Below are 15,709 nucleotides of genomic sequence, written 5' to 3'. Positions count from 1 at the left end.
GGGTTAGAAAGAATAAACCGCCATATAGCGGTTTATTGATTTTGTGAATAATTGTATCGTTGTTCTACTGTATTTTAGAAACGATAAGCAAAATCTATGCCCACAGCTCTGCCGGGTTGCCAAAAATCATTACGGTAACTTCCATTACGACCAGCTACATCGTCCCAACGTAAATATTGTTTATTAAATAAGTTATAAAGGGTTAATGAAGCATTGAAAGCCTTGCTTGGTTCATATTTCACACCAAGATCAACAGTAGCATAACCAGCTACTGGGTCAACTTTTCCACCATAAACTGGATCTGAACCAATATCTTTTTCTTTTTTCTTAGCAGCGAAGTTGGTACGCACAAACATATCCCAATGTTGGGTAGCATAGCCTAAACGGACATTTCCCTCTAATGGGCTAATACTATTAAGCGGTTGATTGCGATGAGTATCTTTACCTTTTGCCCAAGCTATATTGGTGGCAAGAGTTAAACCACGTAATCTTTCATTAATCCAAGAAAAATTCACTTTGGCAAAATATTCTAGTGCATTAACTCTCGTTTTTGGCACATTTTCCAATCTTACCATCCAGTCAGTAGAGGTAATTTGCAAATATTGCATATTCATATAAATCATATCGGTATAGCGAGTATGAGAAAGGGTAATATTTTGCTCTAACCAATCATTATGATATTGCCAAGCTAAAGAAATTGCTCTTGCAGTTTCAGGTTTTAAATCAGGATTAGGTTCTGCTGGCCAATGGAAATAATCTGCCACATTGGTTTCCGTATAACTTGGTACGCGTGTTGATTGTGCTAAGTTTAAGGAAAGTAAATGTTCAGGGTTGACTTGCCAATCAAATAATAATCCTACATTTAATGGGGTATATTTATAAGTACGGTAAATTTCCTCGCTAGTATCTGTTAAGCGATCAAAACTATTTTCATCTGCTTTGATTTTAAATTTTTGCCATTTTAGAGAAGGTGTGATGCTAAAACCTGTATTTCCAAAATGAATTCGATCACGAATAAAAATACCCATATTATTGCGTTTACTGCGAGGGATATAGGATTGTTCACGATTACTGTTTGTTGTTGTTCCAAATAAAGTTTGTGAATTGAACAAGGATTTTATTTGTTCTAAATCTTCTTTTCCCCAATCTACACCATAGGACAAATTATGTTCTAACGTTGCGGTATTAAACACTTTGTCGGCAATGATGTTACCGTAATAACCTTTTAAATTAAAAGATGTACCTGTACGGTTAATTAATTGTCCAATAGGGGCAAAGATAGGACCAAGTGGTTGGTTTATATAGTTTGAGAATTCAGTTTGTGTTTTTTGCCAACTGGTTTGCCAAGAAAGTTTATCAAGTATGCCTAAATTAATTAAATGGCTACCACTTACCGAAATAAATTTACGACTAGTATCGGTAAATTTAGGGGGTTCTGTTGTGCCAAAAGAGGTCAGTTTAGGTGGCGTTTTTTGTGTGCTATGATAACGTCCGGCTTGTAGTGTAAAATGGTTTCGCTCATTTAATTCCCATTGCCATTTGGTAAAAAAGTCTTCGCTACGGCGTTTATAATCGGTCAATAATTTTTGATAGTCAGAATGGGTTTTGGCTTCAGAGGATTGACGATGCGTATAGGATACTAAAGCAGACAAGCCGATAATATCAGTATCAAATGCCCCACTAACGTGCTTCATTTGCTCGTGATAACGGGCGTCGTACCCCCCCCCCTAGCTCAATGCCGACTGGACGGTTGTTGACTAATACATCTTTGGCGCTGCGGGTTGTTAAAGATACTGTTCCCGCTAAACCTGTTGATGTTGGAGAAAAACTTGCTCCACGAGAAACGGTCATAGTTTTAATATTGGCTAAATCAAAATAGGCACGTCCTTTGGTATCTTCATGCCCAAATTTAAAACTTGGGGGAACAGGGATACCATCAATTTCTAAAGCTACACGCCCACTACCTACTCCCATATCATTGGCTTTGCCACCAACGCCACGAATTTTTACATCTTCAAGTATGCCACCATCTCCACCAATAAAAGTAACACCGGGGGTATTAGTAAATAATTCTCGTAATGAGGTAGCTTGTTTAATTTGTTCCACCGTTGTGCCAGGCACATAATCCTTATTATCTTCTTCTTTCACGATAATAGGGGCTAATTTAGCGGTCTCTTCCTTAGGTTCTGTTTCTGCCATTACGCCAGTGGCAAAACCAGCAAATAACAAACAGTAAATTGACGAATAACGCATAGTAAATCCTTTTTATTTTAGTGAAAATGAGAATGGTTACTATATTTAATAAATCTATCTTTTGCAAGTTAATCCATTAAAATGTCAGTTATTTTTATTTAACATTTAATTTAAGTTTTGTTTAACAATTATGCGTGTGGTTACAGCCATTTTAATTGCAACGACTATAAAACAGGATAAGCCAACTTAGTATTCTTTCAAAGTAGAACAACTATAACATTCAAGTGCGGTATATTTTGGGGTTATTTTGCATAATTAGTTAACGTAAATTTACCAAATTAACTCAGAACTATTACACAACTAGACACAAATCCCATTGCGTATCATTTATTTTTAAATGAAAATAATTATCAATTTTAATCATCTAAATTTAAGGAATTGAGATAATGAAAAAACACCATTTTACTTTTTGCTTAGCCTCAGGCTCTATCCTAGCCGGGGGGGGGTACGCATGGGCTGAGCCGAGTGCGGCATTGGCTGAAATTACTGTATTAGAAGAAAAAGATAACCAAAATATTGATGAAGTGGTTATCGATCAACAATATATAAATCGTAAACAAGTGCGAGATTTAAAAGATTTATTTACTGACCAATTAGATGTACAGGTGAATAATTTACAACGTACTCGTTCAGGCAATGATGGTGTGAATATTCGTGGTTTGCAAGGTAACCAAGTGGCAATGTCAATAGACGGTATCCCCTTAGCGGAAACACAGGAAAATAAATTGTTTGTCAGTTTAGGTATGCAATTTGGACGAGGGGATTATATTGAGCCAACGGCATTGCGAGCGGCAAAAGTCAATTATAGTGGCTCGGCTCAAACCTTATCGGGCAGTGTGGATTTTGCCACTTTAGAGCCTAGCGATTTGATTAAGCGAGGCAATCTAGGTGGTTTTGTGGCAACAGGCTATAATAGTGTTGATCGCTCGGCTTATGTAAGTCTCGCTGGGGCGGCAAGAAATGAGCGTTATGAGGGTATGGTTTTAACCACAGGACGCTGGGGACACGAAACCAAAAATCATGGCGATATTGGTGGAGAGGGCAGTACTCGTACTAAAGCAAATCCTGCGGATTATAAGAATAGTTATGTGTTAGCGAAAAATGCTTATTGGTTGGATCAGGCTAACCGTTTGAAATTAACCTTTGAGCATCAACGGAAAACCACGAATACCGATTTATTATCAGCAAATGGGGAAAGTATTGATGCGAGAACAGGAACGCAAACTTCGGGGTTTACCAAAGATCAGGTCAATCGTACTCGTTTATCCTTAGGGCATGAATACAATAATGATACAGGCTGGTTACAGCGAGCGGTTAGCCAAGTATATTTGCAAAATTCTACTATCCAAAATTATCGTCAACGTAATTCTGCCAGTTCTTACCGTATTGAACAAGCGGAAGCCAAAGATAAAACCTTTGGCTTTAGTTCAGATTTAACCAGCGAAATAAATAGCCAATTACCACAAGTTTTACGTTATGGCGTCAGCTTCGCTTATTCTGATTTAACCAATAAATTAAGTCGTCAACGCCCTGCTTATGGCACAGTAACCAATGATAAGCCGTCAGCAGATACCACCCAACTTAAAGCGAGCCTTTATGTGGAAGATGAATTTGCCTTTGGTAATTTCGTGGTTATTCCGCATTTATCGCTGTTATATTATCGCTTAAATCCCTCTATGGACGGCGGTTATTATCAATGGGGCAGTGATGATGTGGCAGTAAGCAAGCAATCGGATACTCAAGTATTGCCTAAATTAAGTCTTATTTGGCAACTTGATGATATGTTTACCCCTTATTTCCGTTATTCTCGTGGCGTAAGAACGCCGTCTGCTCAACAGCTTACTTCTTCTTATGGTGGATCTTATGGACCTATTCAATATGCGATTGTTGGAAATCCAAATTTACTCCCTGAAATTGCCAATAATGTTGAGCTAGGGATTCAAGGTAAAACACAACGGATTCAATACCGTATTGCAGGTTATTACAATCGTTATAAAAACTTTATTGATTGGCAATCTAAAGCAATGTCAGGTTATACCTACTTTATTCAGTATGATAACTTGGATAAAGCCAAAATTTATGGTTTAACCATGGAAGGGAAATGGAATTTCTATCAAGATTTTCACCTTGCAGGCGGTTTAGCTTATGCTAAAGGGAAAGCCATCAATGAGGGCGTTACTACCCCGATTAACTCGGTGCAACCATTAAAACTTACCGCAGGTTTAAGTTATGAATTAGCCCAATTTGGGGCGAATGTGAAAATAACCCATATTAAAGGCAAAAAAGATAAGGATATTAATGGTTCAATTTATAACCCAACAAGTAGCGTAAATCTTGTTGATCTTGGGGTATATTGGAAACCAATTAGCGATTTAACCCTATCCGCCAATATTAATAATTTATTTGATAAAAAATATTGGAATTGGGCGGATATTTCTTATTTTGCGATTATGGACGCCTCAGCTAATGGCGATAATACCACAGTGATTAATGCAAATAATGCCGATGCTTACACCGCACCGGGACGCAATTTTAATCTTGGTGTGCGTTATGAATTTTAATGGGGTTTAGCGTTATTTTTTCACTGTTTGTTCTCTGACTTTGCCGTTAGCAAAGTTAGAGAACTTATCGCAAAAAAATTTCAAAAACTGACCGCACTTTGACCGAGCTATGTTATGTTTAATTTAGCATAATAAAAATAATTATCAGTTTTAATTGTTTGCTTCAAACAATGTTATATAATACGGACGATATTTTATAGTCGTTTCAATTTAAACAAATCAACGAGGTTATCAATTATGGACAATAATCGCCAAGAAGTATTAAATAATAAAATCAATACGGACATTGCTGAATTTAGAGAACAATGTTTAACCCTTCATCTTGCTACGGTTGATCAAGAGGGTGTACCAAATGCAAGCTATGCCCCTTTTATTTATGATAATAATCAATATGTGGTACTGATTTCAGATATGGCGAAACACGCTCGTAACCTCAAACAAGTGAATAGTGTTTCTTTAATGTTGATTGAAGATGAAAAAACTGCACGTGAATTGTTTGCTCGTAAGCGTTTGACGATGAATGCTATCGCTCGTTTAGTAGATAAAGAAACGGAAGAAGGACAACATTTTTTAGCTCAATTACAACAGCGTTATGGTGAACGTATTGATGAATTGGGCGAGTTAGGCGATTTTAATTTATTTGCCTTTACCCCTTTAGATGGTTTATTTGTCAAAGGTTTTGGCAAAGCCTTTAGACTGGATAACGAGGGTAAGGTAATCCATATTCGTGGTGGGCATAAGAATATGCCACAAAGCGAGCAGGGTGTTAGCCAATAATGGGCATTTGTTATTATTGAATAAACAATAAAAGTGCTTTTTAGGGGTAAATGTGGAATAAAGAGGCGACTTGTTTATAAGAATAATGATAAAGTACGCAACTATTGCAAATAACAAAAAAACTACTTGCATTTATCCCCTATATCTTGTAATTAATTAACCCTATGCAAACATTTCTTTTTTAACTCTTAACCATAAGGACTATATTATGAAAAAAGTGGGATTTGTGGGCTGGCGAGGTATGGTCGGCTCGGTGTTAATGGATCGTATGGTAGAAGAAAATGATTTCGCTAATCTTCAACCAACCTTTTTTACCACGTCGCAAGCAGGGCAAAAAGCCCCAACCTTTGCAGGCAAAGAGGCAGGGGTTTTATTAGATGCAAATGATATTGAGGCATTAAAAAGCCAAGATATTATTGTTACTTGCCAAGGGGGCGATTACACCAATGCAGTCTATCCAAAATTGCGTGCAGCTGGCTGGGACGGTTATTGGATCGATGCGGCTTCTGCCTTGCGTATGGAAAAATATGCCATTATCGTGCTAGATCCTGTTAATCAACACGTCATCACAGACGGCTTACAACAAGGTATCAAAACCTTTGTGGGCGGTAATTGTACTGTCAGTTTAATGCTAATGGCTATTGGTGGCTTATTTGAAAAAGATTTGGTGGAATGGGTATCCGTTGCCACTTATCAAGCAGCCAGTGGAGCTGGGGCAAAAAATATGCGTGAATTGTTGGAACAAATGGGATTATTGCGTGATGCCGTACAAACAGAATTAGCCGATCCTGCTTCTTCCATTTTAGAGATTGAACGTAAAGTAACGGCTACGATGCGAGCTGAAGATTTCCCAACCGCCAATTTTGGGGCGGCATTGGGTGGTTCATTAATTCCTTGGATTGATAAATTATTAGACAGCGGACAAACCAAAGAAGAATGGAAAGGCTATGCAGAAACCAATAAAATTTTAGGTTTAAGTGATAATCCTATTCCTGTTGATGGATTATGTGTGCGGATTGGGGCGTTACGTTGCCATAGCCAAGCCTTTACCATTAAATTGAAAAAAGATTTGCCACTTGCTGAAATTGAGCAAATTATTGCCAGCCATAATCAATGGGTTAAAGTCATTCCAAATGATAAAGAAACCACGTTGCGTGAATTAACCCCAGCGAAAGTAACAGGCACACTTAGCGTACCAGTTGGGCGTTTACGTAAATTAAATATGGGGCCTGAATATTTGGCAGCATTTACCGTTGGCGACCAATTATTATGGGGAGCGGCTGAACCAATTCGTCGTATTCTTACCCAATTAGTGTAAATTAATTTTAGTACCTTATAATGGGCGTAGCAATACGCCCTTATTTTTGACAATGAAAATACCTGATAGCCATTTTTCCCAATTTGCCTTACAAACCTTACTCCCTTTTGCGGAGCGATTTCCCCTGCAATATTTTCAAGGTAAAAAGGGGATCAACATTGCCTATCGTCATTTTAATCATAATGCAAAAGCGACAAAGTTGTTGATCGTTGCCAATGGGCGTGCAGAAAATATCCTCAAATGGACAGAAGTGGCTTATGATTTTTATCAACAAGGCTATGATATATTATTATTTGATCATCGAGGGCAAGGCTATTCGCAACGCTTACTAAAGGATAAACACAAAGGTTATATTGATGATTTCCGCTTTTATGTGGAAGATATGGCAAATTTAATTGAAAATTTGACCGCACTTTATCCTTACTCACAACAGTTTTTACTCGCTCACTCGATGGGCGCATTGATTAGTAGTTTTTATTTAGCCAATTATCCTCATCATATTGATAAAGCGGTTTTTTCCTCGCCATTTTTTGCCATACCCTATCCTCGTCCTTATAGTGATGAATTGATTATTAATGTTATGATGCTATTGGGGCAAGGAAAACGCTATGTTTTTGGCAAGGGAGATTATGCCCCCGCTAACTTAAACAATAATCATTTAAGCACCTGTCGCACCAGAATATGTTGGCACAATCGTATCCAACGCAAATATCATCACTTACGTCTAGGTGGGCCGACATTCCGTTGGTTACATTTATCAGCCATAGCGATCAAACAACTTAACAAACTTTTGCCACGCATTGAAATCCCCCTTATGCTGTTACAAGCGGAAAAGGACAGTGTGGTCTGTAATAAAACTTTGCCAGAATTGACCGCACTTTTGCCACAAGGACAATTACAACTTATTGCAAAAGCAAAACACGAAATCTTGTTTGAACGAGACAGTATTCGTCAGCCTGTGATCGCTTATATACAAGATTTTTTTGCCAATTAGCGTTTAAAATATTAGCAATCCTCGTTGTACCGCCTTGTCTTATTTTAACGAGAATACTTTCCCTTAGGATTGCTTGAATATCCATAAAATTGCCGATAAAATTTCGCCCAATATATTTATTCAATAACATTAAGAAGATCATAATGAGCAACGAAACTAGTACAGAACAACTACAAAACTTGGATATTCAAGCTGAAACCAAAGCCTTTTGGCATATGTTAAAAAACCTTGATATGAATAGCTTAATTTTTGATTATGTTATTCCTTATGGCACAAAAATCCTGCTTGCTTTTGTCATTTACTTTGTGGGCAAAATGATTGCACGTTGGTTAAGCAAAGTTATGGGGCGAATTGCTTTTCGTTCTACCCGAGATGAAATGTTGCAAGGTTTTGTGGTTTCCATTTCCTATTTTCTCTTTTTATTAATTACTATTATTGCTGCATTATCCCAGCTTGGGATTAATACTGCGTCCCTTGTGGCTTTAATTGGTGCGGCTGGATTAGCGGTGGGTTTAGCCTTACAAAATTCACTGCAAAACTTTGCCGCTGGTGTGATGATTTTCCTGTTTAAACCCTTTGGTAAAGGCGATTATATTGAGGCAGGCGGAGCAGCAGGTACAGTGCGTCAAATTGGCTTATTGATGTTAGAGTTACGCTCTGGCGATAACAAATCGGTTCTCGTGCCAAATGGCAAAATATTTGCGGATAAAATTACCAATTATTCTAAAAATATGACTCGCCGTATTGATATGATTTTTGATATTGCTTATGAAGCGGATATTGCCGAAGCAAAAGCCATTATTGCCCGTTGTTTGAAGCAAGATGAGCGTATTTTAACCACGCCAGAACCTCTCATTGCTGTTGGTGCATTAGCCTCTAGTAGCGTACAATTATTTGTCCGCCCTTGGGTAAAAACGGGCGATTATTGGAGTGTTTATTATAATATTACTGAACAAGTCAAATTAGAGTTTGACAGAGCCAATATTGCCATTCCTTATGATCAAGTGGATATTCATTTCCCTGATGAAATTACGGTAAATAATAAATCAAATAAAGATTAACAGGGGAAAATAGGCAAAAGTGCGGTGCGTTTTTGAAGTATAATCGTTTCTCTTTAAAATAATACAGCGTTGGTATACCTTGTCTTATTTTAAATTGAAACCACTATACATTTGTGAAGTTGGATCAAAAAAATAAGGTGTAATGGACAAAATAGTTGCTAATAATAATTTTCTCGAATTGTTAGCAACTCTTTTTATTCAAAAAGCCCTTTATAAACATAATCTTACGTTTTCTGCTTAATCCATTATGATTAGTTAATTTTCGCTTAAGTTCACTAAATAAACATTCTAACCGATTTGTTGTTTTTTCAATATTTAATTCCGCATACTTTTCAAAGGTAAATAAATATTTTTCATAATATTTAATACTCGCTAATGCCCCTCTTAATCCTTTATGTTTATAAGGAAAATAACCTTTTTCATTGCATTTATCTGAGCGTTAATTAAAATAATTTTGATGTTTTAAATACCAATAATGCAAACGACGAAAAAAATTATGTTTTAGGCTTTCTTTTAACGTTTTCACAATGATTTTTAATTCCTTTCCAACCTGAGATTTATGTTTTTTTCTTAATTTTCTCATCACCATTGCCACAAGATGAAAATGGTACATTTGAATAGGTGTATTGAATATCTCTTTTAATAATCCACGACAACCATCGCAGGTAATTGATTGAATAATATAGCCTTTTTCTCTTAATTTATTTAAAGCTAGTTGATAATAAATATCCTTTTCTGTTTTTACAATTTGATGATAAATCACTTTTTCTGTCAGGCTATCCATTAGCACTATAGTAAAACCCATTAAAAATCGCCACAAAACCACATAAAATAAAAGAATAGACGGTCTATGCAATTTAACCGACATTCTTTACGTTTTTGCTTTATCCAAGCCCAAGTACGTTCAATTGGATTAAGGTCAGGACTGTAAGGTGGGAGCCAGAGAATGGTGTGCCCCGCGGCTTCTATTAATGCTTTTGTGTCTGAACCTTTATGAAAAGCGGCATTATCCATCACAATAACACTGTTATCAGGAAGTTGCGGAAGTAATCACTGCTGGACCCAACCATGAAAAACATCGCTATTAATACTGCAATCATACAACCCCACAGCAAACAGCTGTTGATTAAGCACAGCACCGATGGCATTGCTCTGGTTTTTAAGTTGCCAGTTGGATTGGCTAAGACAAGGCTTACCTCTTTGAGCATACCCATGCGGTCTGTTGTCATGCATTTTAAAGCCGCTCTCATCTAAATAAATGATTTTTCTTCCCGCTTTTTTAAATGCTTTTAGCGCATTAAGAAAAGACTTTCGTTTTTCAGTATTTGCTTGAGAATGCGCTAACGTCTTTTTTTACGTGTTATTCCGAGCCTTTTTAAAGCCGTACAAATGGCGTTTTGGCTACAACCTAAACGCTGTGCTCGCTGCCATTGATAATCATCGGGATAAGCTTCAACATCGGCTTTGAGGAGCTCGTTATCAATCTTATAAGGTTTAACAATACGTTTCTTTCGTTCAGGGTTTTTCTTCCATCTCTGGATGGTGTTAGTACTGAGCTGAAACTCTTGTGCCAATTCTCGAAAGCTTGCGCCACCTTTGAGTTTGGCTAATATCATTTGTCGGTAGTCTTTTGAGTATGCCATGTGAATATTGTAGCGTATTTAATTAGATTTTACTATAATACACCAAAATCTCGCTTAAAGAAAGTGGTATCCATAATAATATTTAAATAAGTTGATGAGGGTAAATTTAAGGCGTTTTTCGGGGCTTTATCGATATATCTTTGAATTGTTTTAACAGAACATTAGTATTTAATGGCAAGCTCTTTATACGTTTGTTTTCCTTGAGAATAATAAAACCAAATTTCGGTGGGATTTAATTTGTTTTGAAAGGTAAAGGTCTTATTACAATGATTACATTTATAGCGTTGAATATGGTTTCTAATACCATGTTTTTTTATCTGTTTATTTAAACAGAATGGGCAATTTTTTGTTCATTTTTCAAAAAAGTGAGTTAAAGCCTTATACTATAAGGCTTCAAGCCACTTTTTAGTGGCCATTTTGTCCATTACACCAATTTGCGGAACGATTTTATAATACTAAAAAATAAACCCGATTAAAAATCGGGTTTAAAACAATTTCATTTTGTATAAAAGCTATTTCTTAGCAAGCAAAGCCGTTGTATTCTCGCTGGTTTGCTCAAGTGGCATCAAACTTTTTAGATTTTGTGCATTTAAACGTTGAATAGCTTCATTATCTTTGACTTGCTCAAAAACATAAGTTGCCATGGTAATATCTTCACTTAATGAACAACCTTGTTGCTCTAACATTGCCTTAAAGGCGTTAGCTGATTTTTCAAGCAAACCTGCTCGAGCATAAAGATAGGCTAAAGCACGCTGATATTGACAAACTCGCTGACTATTGCTTGTTTGTTTAAGCCGTTTTTCTAATAGCTTAATAAGTTTTCCACTTTCCGTTGGTTGTAATTGGCTAATTTGTTGTAACAATAATGGCATTTCTGCACTGTCATCATTCAATTTTTTAGCTAATTCTAAGCTAAATTGATAAGCGGATTGATGATCATTACAAGCAATTAAACTGGTAATTAAAGCTAATTTTGCATAAGGATTATGACGACGTTGACGTGATTGATGCTCCCACCATGTGAGTAAGCCCTCTTGTCCTTCTTCATTTAATTTTTCATTAAGCAAACCATCAATAACCTGTTGCTCTAGCTGTTCAAAAGCCTGCCCTGTATATAAATTGCTACGTTCTACCCTTGGTAAAATATTGTCTAATGCTTGATAAGCAGAAGATTTTAAATAAATCTCCACTGCCAATTTTAATACTTCTGCATTTTTAGGCGACATTTCTAACAAGCTATCTACTGCACTACGAGCGGCAGGTAACTTATGTTGCATTAACATAATACGTGTGCGTGCAATTTCTAGCATAAGGTTATCAGAACCAGCTAGTTCCGTTGCTTGTCTTAAATACTCGTTTGCCGCAAACTCATCGCCTTTTTGCTGTGCAGCCTCTGCGGCTTTCACAAAATTTAAAATCGGTTCTGCTGAATGTTTGGCATTTTTACCAATTAATTTTTCCGCCTTGGCATAATCGCCCTCGTCCATACGCATTAATCCCTCTAAGGTTTGGCGTTGAGCTTTTTGGCGTTTACGGCGTGAGAACCAACTATAAGTGCCAGAACTTAAGCGACAAAAGCGCGTAATAATCCATTCCAAACCATAGATGATCGCCAAGCTCAAGACAAAGAAAATCACCAGAGTAGTGATACTCATTTCAATAGTGTAACTGACGGCTTCAATTAATACATAGCCCTGTTTCCCCGCTAAATAAGGTCCTGCAATTAATCCTGCTAACAGGATAAGCATTAGAAATAAAACGCGTAACATTACTTATCCTCCCTTATTCTGCCGTTTGGCTATCATTCACAGAAGTAACTGGCTCTGCACTTTTTTCTGTTTCTGCTGGCTGAGATTGGATTTCCTCTGTTGCGGTATTCTGTGATGAATTATCCTCTTGTTCAGCCAAAGCATTTTGCTCAGCTTGTTCCTCTAAAATCAGTTTATCCGCTTGTTGATCGCTATCCTCAGTTAAGGCTTTATCCGCACGAATTTCAATGCGTTGCAAACTTTGCCCTTGACGATGCAACAATTCATCAAGCAAGGTAAGACTACTTAATTTTGTCGGTACATCAACATAAATGGATTGCTCCATTAAATTATCCACTTGTTGTAAGAAATCTTTTGCCGCCTCAGTATTGGTATTAAAATAACTTCTTACCCAAGCCGCCACCGCCTCAAGGGATTGTTTATATAATTCATTTTGCTGACGAGGTACAGCTAAAATCGCAATTTGTAAACGTAAACGGATATTCTCACGCAAATAAATATCCTGATTTGGGGCAAGCAATGCTTTATCATTTTGTGATTTTGGCGTAATGCGAATAAAATGATTTAAAAAAGACACCGCACTTTTTTTCACATTTTCTTTCCAATCCAGCATTGAATCGGATAATTGCACATTATCTGTATTATCACCAAAATTCACATTTAAAATTTCCAATTCATCAATGTTATTCGCTAACATAGACAAACGTTGCATAATGGCATTTTGGTCAATATTATTAACGGCTAATAATTGTTTTAAATCATCATTCAAGGCTTTTCGTACACTAACAATACGTGCGTCAGAAACTTGCTCAAGACTTTGAGAAGCCACTTGTAATAAAGCAATAGCAGTATCCACATCGCCATCTAAAACCAATTTACGCAACGCATTATTTAATAAGAAATCCGCTTCAGATAAAAGCCAATCGCTAGGTTCAGCTTTAATCACATTATTGATTTTATTCACTTGCTCTTGCAAGGTTTCAAAGGATTGTTGCTCTCCCGATTGACGTTGTGCAAATTCAGTGAGTTTATTATTTAAAGTTTGATAATCTTGGTTTAATTGCTGTAATTGTTGCGTTAATCGATCATCTTGTTGTGCTTCAACCACTTGTGGTTGTGATGATGCTAGGTCAGCAATTTTTTGCTCAAGGCTTGCCACCTGTTGCTGTCCCACATAATAACCGCCAGCCCCAACACCTAAAGCAATTAAAATCGCAAGTAATGCCAAGCCAGTTCCACCTTTCTTGCTTGAAGAATGGCTTGATACCGCTTGTTGATTATCCAAAGTGCGGTCAGTTTTTACATTATTTTTTGGTGTATTCTTTTCCACATCATTTCCTTTTTTATGCGTTGAAGTTTGGCTTACGGATTGTGTTGAACTCATATTATTAGAGGTCGCCACCCTTGGCGTTACCTCTGATGATTTCGCATTATCCACCTTTTTTGCCTTGTTATTTTCTTCCTTTCCTTGTTCTTTATTTGGAACAGAGGAATTTTGTTGTGCAAGGTCTTTTTTATCTGTTGTCATAGGCTACTCACTTATTTGCTCTTGAATTACCATGCTATTATTTCATTTATTTTAAAGTGGAACGACTATATATTATTTTTCATTGCCACAAGGGTAGAAAACAATGCCCTATTATTCGGTCGCTCTGAAACAAAAATATGTTGCCAACCTTGTTGACGTGCAAGTAATGCAATACGTTGACTGATCGTAATAAATCTACAATGTTTTAACCAATGATGCTGCTCAAGGGGAACAAATTTTAGTAAATAACGTAAAATTTCGCCACTGGTTACCACCAATGTATTAATTCCCGCTCGTTTCCATATACTGACTTGCTCAGCACCTATATAAGGTATTGCTTGACGCTGATAACATTGCACAATGTCTAATGTTGCTCCACGTTGCTGAATTTGCTCTGGAAAAAGGGGGCGCCCCTCATTCCCACGCAATAATAAAATTTGTCTCTCGGCAAGATACTCTGTTTGCATCGCTGTCAGTGCTAACAATCCTTCACTATTTTGTTGAGCATAAGGGTAGGTTATGGGTAATCCTGTTAATTCACAAAACCTCTCCGCACTACTTTGCCCAACAGAAAAATATTGCAAATCCGCACGCCATGTAAATCCCGTAGAAAGCAAAGTTTGATAAGCATAATCTACTGCATTTCTTGACACCATAACAACATAATCATTGCTATTCATCTGTGCCAATTTATGGGGTAAAGTATTTAATTGCTCACAGGCTTGAATATCAAAAACAGGAAAATGCAATGAAGCAATACCCGCTTTATTGAGCATATCAACTAAAATCGCCCCTTGTTGGGCAGGACGTGTTACCAATACGCCCATTATCTATACCCCATAAATTACTGATACAACGCTGTTAATAATTTATCCGCCCCTTGTTGCAAGAGATCTTCAGCCACGCGTATACCCAAATTTTCCGCAAATTGCACCGCACTTGTGGCTGAGGCACGAATAATTTGGCTACCATCTTCCGCTCCCACTAGGGCTTGCAAATAAAGTTGTTCATTCTGTAATACTGCGTAACCTGCAATCGGCACTTGGCAACCACCTTGTAAACGCTGATTCATTGCCCGTTCTGCCTGCACGCAATAACTGGTTGTAGGATCGGCTAAAGGGGCTAATAAGGCTTGCACTTGATAATCATCTGCTCGACACTCAATCCCTACCGCCCCCTGCCCGACCGCAGGTAAACAGGTTTGTATATCAAGAAAATCCGTAATACGTTCCGCTTCTCCCAAACGGATTAACCCTGCGGAAGCCAAAATAATGGCATCATAATCGCCATTATCTAATTTATTCAACCTTGTCCCCACATTGCCCCGTAAAGAACGAATTACCAAATCAGGGCGTAAGGCTTTTAACTGGCATTGACGGCGTAAACTTGACGTTCCCACCACAGAACCCGTTGGCAATGCCGCCAAATTAGCATAATGATTAGACACAAATACATCGCGAGGATCTTCTCGAGGGCAAATAACTGCGAGCATTAATCCTTCAGGAAAAGCCATGGGTACATCTTTCATTGAGTGTACTGCAATATCCGCACGATATTCTAATAAAGCACTTTCTAACTCTTTGACAAATAACCCTTTTCCACCAATCTTTGCTAAGGGAGAATCCAAAATCACGTCACCCTTGGTAACCATTGGCACAAGTTCAACATTTAATTCGGGATAATATTGTTGTAAACGTTGTTTTACATAATTGGCTTGCCATAATGCTAATAAACTTTGTCTTGTGGCAATTCTTAGGGTATTTTTATCAGTCATAGCCTATAATTTTATGTCAAATAATTGACCC

General features: G+C 37.3%; 13 protein-coding genes and 2 pseudogenes. 5 read left to right on the top strand and 10 right to left on the bottom strand.

The genetic code is table 11. From position 1 onward, the window contains the following. Positions 1-74 precede the first annotated feature (74 nt). Both A6A20_RS06720 and A6A20_RS06715 read right to left on the bottom strand, forming a co-directional pair. Positions 75-1,694, bottom strand: a complete 1,620-nt coding sequence (locus A6A20_RS06720; protein ID WP_279572717.1) for a TonB-dependent receptor domain-containing protein — start codon at positions 1,692-1,694, stop codon at positions 75-77. Beyond that, positions 1,681-2,253 carry a TonB-dependent receptor plug domain-containing protein gene (locus A6A20_RS06715; protein WP_279572716.1) on the bottom strand — a complete coding sequence of 191 codons (573 nt, stop codon included), beginning with the start codon at positions 2,251-2,253 and terminating at the stop codon, positions 1,681-1,683. Before A6A20_RS06715 ends, A6A20_RS06720 begins: the two co-directional genes overlap by 14 nt. A gap of 386 nt (positions 2,254-2,639) precedes the next feature. Here A6A20_RS06715 and A6A20_RS06710 point away from each other — a divergent pair, with 386 nt between their 5' ends. The 5 genes from A6A20_RS06710 (at position 2,640) to A6A20_RS06690 (ending at position 8,964) form a co-directional block, all read left to right on the top strand. Then, entirely contained in the window at positions 2,640-4,814 is a 2,175-nt protein-coding gene (locus A6A20_RS06710; protein ID WP_279572715.1) for a TonB-dependent hemoglobin/transferrin/lactoferrin family receptor, read from the top strand. Between the two features lie 237 nt (positions 4,815-5,051). Continuing rightward, entirely contained in the window at positions 5,052-5,591 is a 540-nt protein-coding gene (locus tag A6A20_RS06705) for a HugZ family pyridoxamine 5'-phosphate oxidase (protein ID WP_279572714.1), read from the top strand. Between the two features lie 208 nt (positions 5,592-5,799). After that, positions 5,800-6,909, top strand: coding sequence for an aspartate-semialdehyde dehydrogenase (gene asd / locus A6A20_RS06700; RefSeq protein WP_279572713.1), 1,110 nt, complete (start codon positions 5,800-5,802; stop codon positions 6,907-6,909). A gap of 52 nt (positions 6,910-6,961) precedes the next feature. Beyond that, complete coding sequence (locus tag A6A20_RS06695; RefSeq protein WP_279573761.1) at positions 6,962-7,903, top strand: alpha/beta fold hydrolase; 942 nt, start codon at positions 6,962-6,964, stop codon at positions 7,901-7,903. Between the two features lie 143 nt (positions 7,904-8,046). Then, positions 8,047-8,964, top strand: coding sequence for a mechanosensitive ion channel family protein (locus A6A20_RS06690; RefSeq protein ID WP_279572712.1), 918 nt, complete (start codon positions 8,047-8,049; stop codon positions 8,962-8,964). A 439-nt stretch (positions 8,965-9,403) separates the two neighbouring features. On the opposite strand, the gene A6A20_RS06685 is transcribed toward A6A20_RS06690, so the two are convergent. The 8 genes and pseudogenes from A6A20_RS06685 to hemC all read right to left on the bottom strand — a co-directional run bounded on the left by A6A20_RS06685 (position 9,404) and on the right by hemC (position 15,678). Further along, on the bottom strand, positions 9,404-9,769 hold the full coding sequence (locus A6A20_RS06685) for a transposase (RefSeq protein ID WP_279572711.1): 366 nt from the start codon (positions 9,767-9,769) through the stop codon (positions 9,404-9,406). Continuing rightward, a pseudogene (locus A6A20_RS12700) lies at positions 9,769-10,224 on the bottom strand (IS630 family transposase). Before A6A20_RS12700 ends, A6A20_RS06685 begins: the two are co-directional and overlap by 1 nt. Before the next feature lie 80 nt (positions 10,225-10,304). Beyond that, complete coding sequence (locus tag A6A20_RS06670; RefSeq protein ID WP_279571743.1) at positions 10,305-10,607, bottom strand: IS630 transposase-related protein; 303 nt, start codon at positions 10,605-10,607, stop codon at positions 10,305-10,307. Between the two features lie 161 nt (positions 10,608-10,768). Next, positions 10,769-10,939: pseudogene (locus tag A6A20_RS12760) on the bottom strand (IS1/IS1595 family N-terminal zinc-binding domain-containing protein); the annotation flags it as partial. Positions 10,940-11,119: 180 nt separating this feature from the next. Further along, positions 11,120-12,376: a heme biosynthesis HemY N-terminal domain-containing protein gene (locus A6A20_RS06665; protein ID WP_279572710.1), complete on the bottom strand. Its 1,257-nt coding sequence runs from the start codon at positions 12,374-12,376 to the stop codon at positions 11,120-11,122. 13 nt (positions 12,377-12,389) lie between these two features. Further along, on the bottom strand, positions 12,390-13,904 hold the full coding sequence (locus A6A20_RS06660) for a uroporphyrinogen-III C-methyltransferase (RefSeq protein ID WP_279572709.1): 1,515 nt from the start codon (positions 13,902-13,904) through the stop codon (positions 12,390-12,392). A 65-nt stretch (positions 13,905-13,969) separates the two neighbouring features. Next, positions 13,970-14,731 carry a uroporphyrinogen-III synthase gene (locus tag A6A20_RS06655; RefSeq protein WP_279572708.1) on the bottom strand — a complete coding sequence of 254 codons (762 nt, stop codon included), beginning with the start codon at positions 14,729-14,731 and terminating at the stop codon, positions 13,970-13,972. Between the two features lie 17 nt (positions 14,732-14,748). After that, complete coding sequence (hemC, locus tag A6A20_RS06650; protein WP_279572707.1) at positions 14,749-15,678, bottom strand: hydroxymethylbilane synthase; 930 nt, start codon at positions 15,676-15,678, stop codon at positions 14,749-14,751. Positions 15,679-15,709: the final 31 nt, after the last annotated feature.

The sequence above is a fragment of the Volucribacter amazonae genome, from assembly GCF_029783845.1.
Taxonomy (GTDB): domain Bacteria; phylum Pseudomonadota; class Gammaproteobacteria; order Enterobacterales; family Pasteurellaceae; genus Volucribacter; species Volucribacter amazonae.
Note: the sequence above shows the minus strand (reverse complement) of the source record. Positions and strands in the feature narration are given on the sequence as shown.

Coding starts and splice junctions, on each gene's coding strand:
- A6A20_RS06720 (WP_279572717.1), bottom strand. CDS start 1,694: ATGAAGCACGTTAGTGGGGCATTTGATACTGATATTATCGGCTTGTCT.
- A6A20_RS06715 (WP_279572716.1), bottom strand. CDS start 2,253: ATGCGTTATTCGTCAATTTACTGTTTGTTATTTGCTGGTTTTGCCACT.
- A6A20_RS06710 (WP_279572715.1), top strand. CDS start 2,640: ATGAAAAAACACCATTTTACTTTTTGCTTAGCCTCAGGCTCTATCCTA.
- A6A20_RS06705 (WP_279572714.1), top strand. CDS start 5,052: ATGGACAATAATCGCCAAGAAGTATTAAATAATAAAATCAATACGGAC.
- asd (WP_279572713.1), top strand. CDS start 5,800: ATGAAAAAAGTGGGATTTGTGGGCTGGCGAGGTATGGTCGGCTCGGTG.
- A6A20_RS06695 (WP_279573761.1), top strand. CDS start 6,962: ATGAAAATACCTGATAGCCATTTTTCCCAATTTGCCTTACAAACCTTA.
- A6A20_RS06690 (WP_279572712.1), top strand. CDS start 8,047: ATGAGCAACGAAACTAGTACAGAACAACTACAAAACTTGGATATTCAA.
- A6A20_RS06685 (WP_279572711.1), bottom strand. CDS start 9,769: ATGGGTTTTACTATAGTGCTAATGGATAGCCTGACAGAAAAAGTGATT.
- A6A20_RS06670 (WP_279571743.1), bottom strand. CDS start 10,607: ATGGCATACTCAAAAGACTACCGACAAATGATATTAGCCAAACTCAAA.
- A6A20_RS06665 (WP_279572710.1), bottom strand. CDS start 12,376: ATGTTACGCGTTTTATTTCTAATGCTTATCCTGTTAGCAGGATTAATT.
- A6A20_RS06660 (WP_279572709.1), bottom strand. CDS start 13,904: ATGACAACAGATAAAAAAGACCTTGCACAACAAAATTCCTCTGTTCCA.
- A6A20_RS06655 (WP_279572708.1), bottom strand. CDS start 14,731: ATGGGCGTATTGGTAACACGTCCTGCCCAACAAGGGGCGATTTTAGTT.
- hemC (WP_279572707.1), bottom strand. CDS start 15,678: ATGACTGATAAAAATACCCTAAGAATTGCCACAAGACAAAGTTTATTA.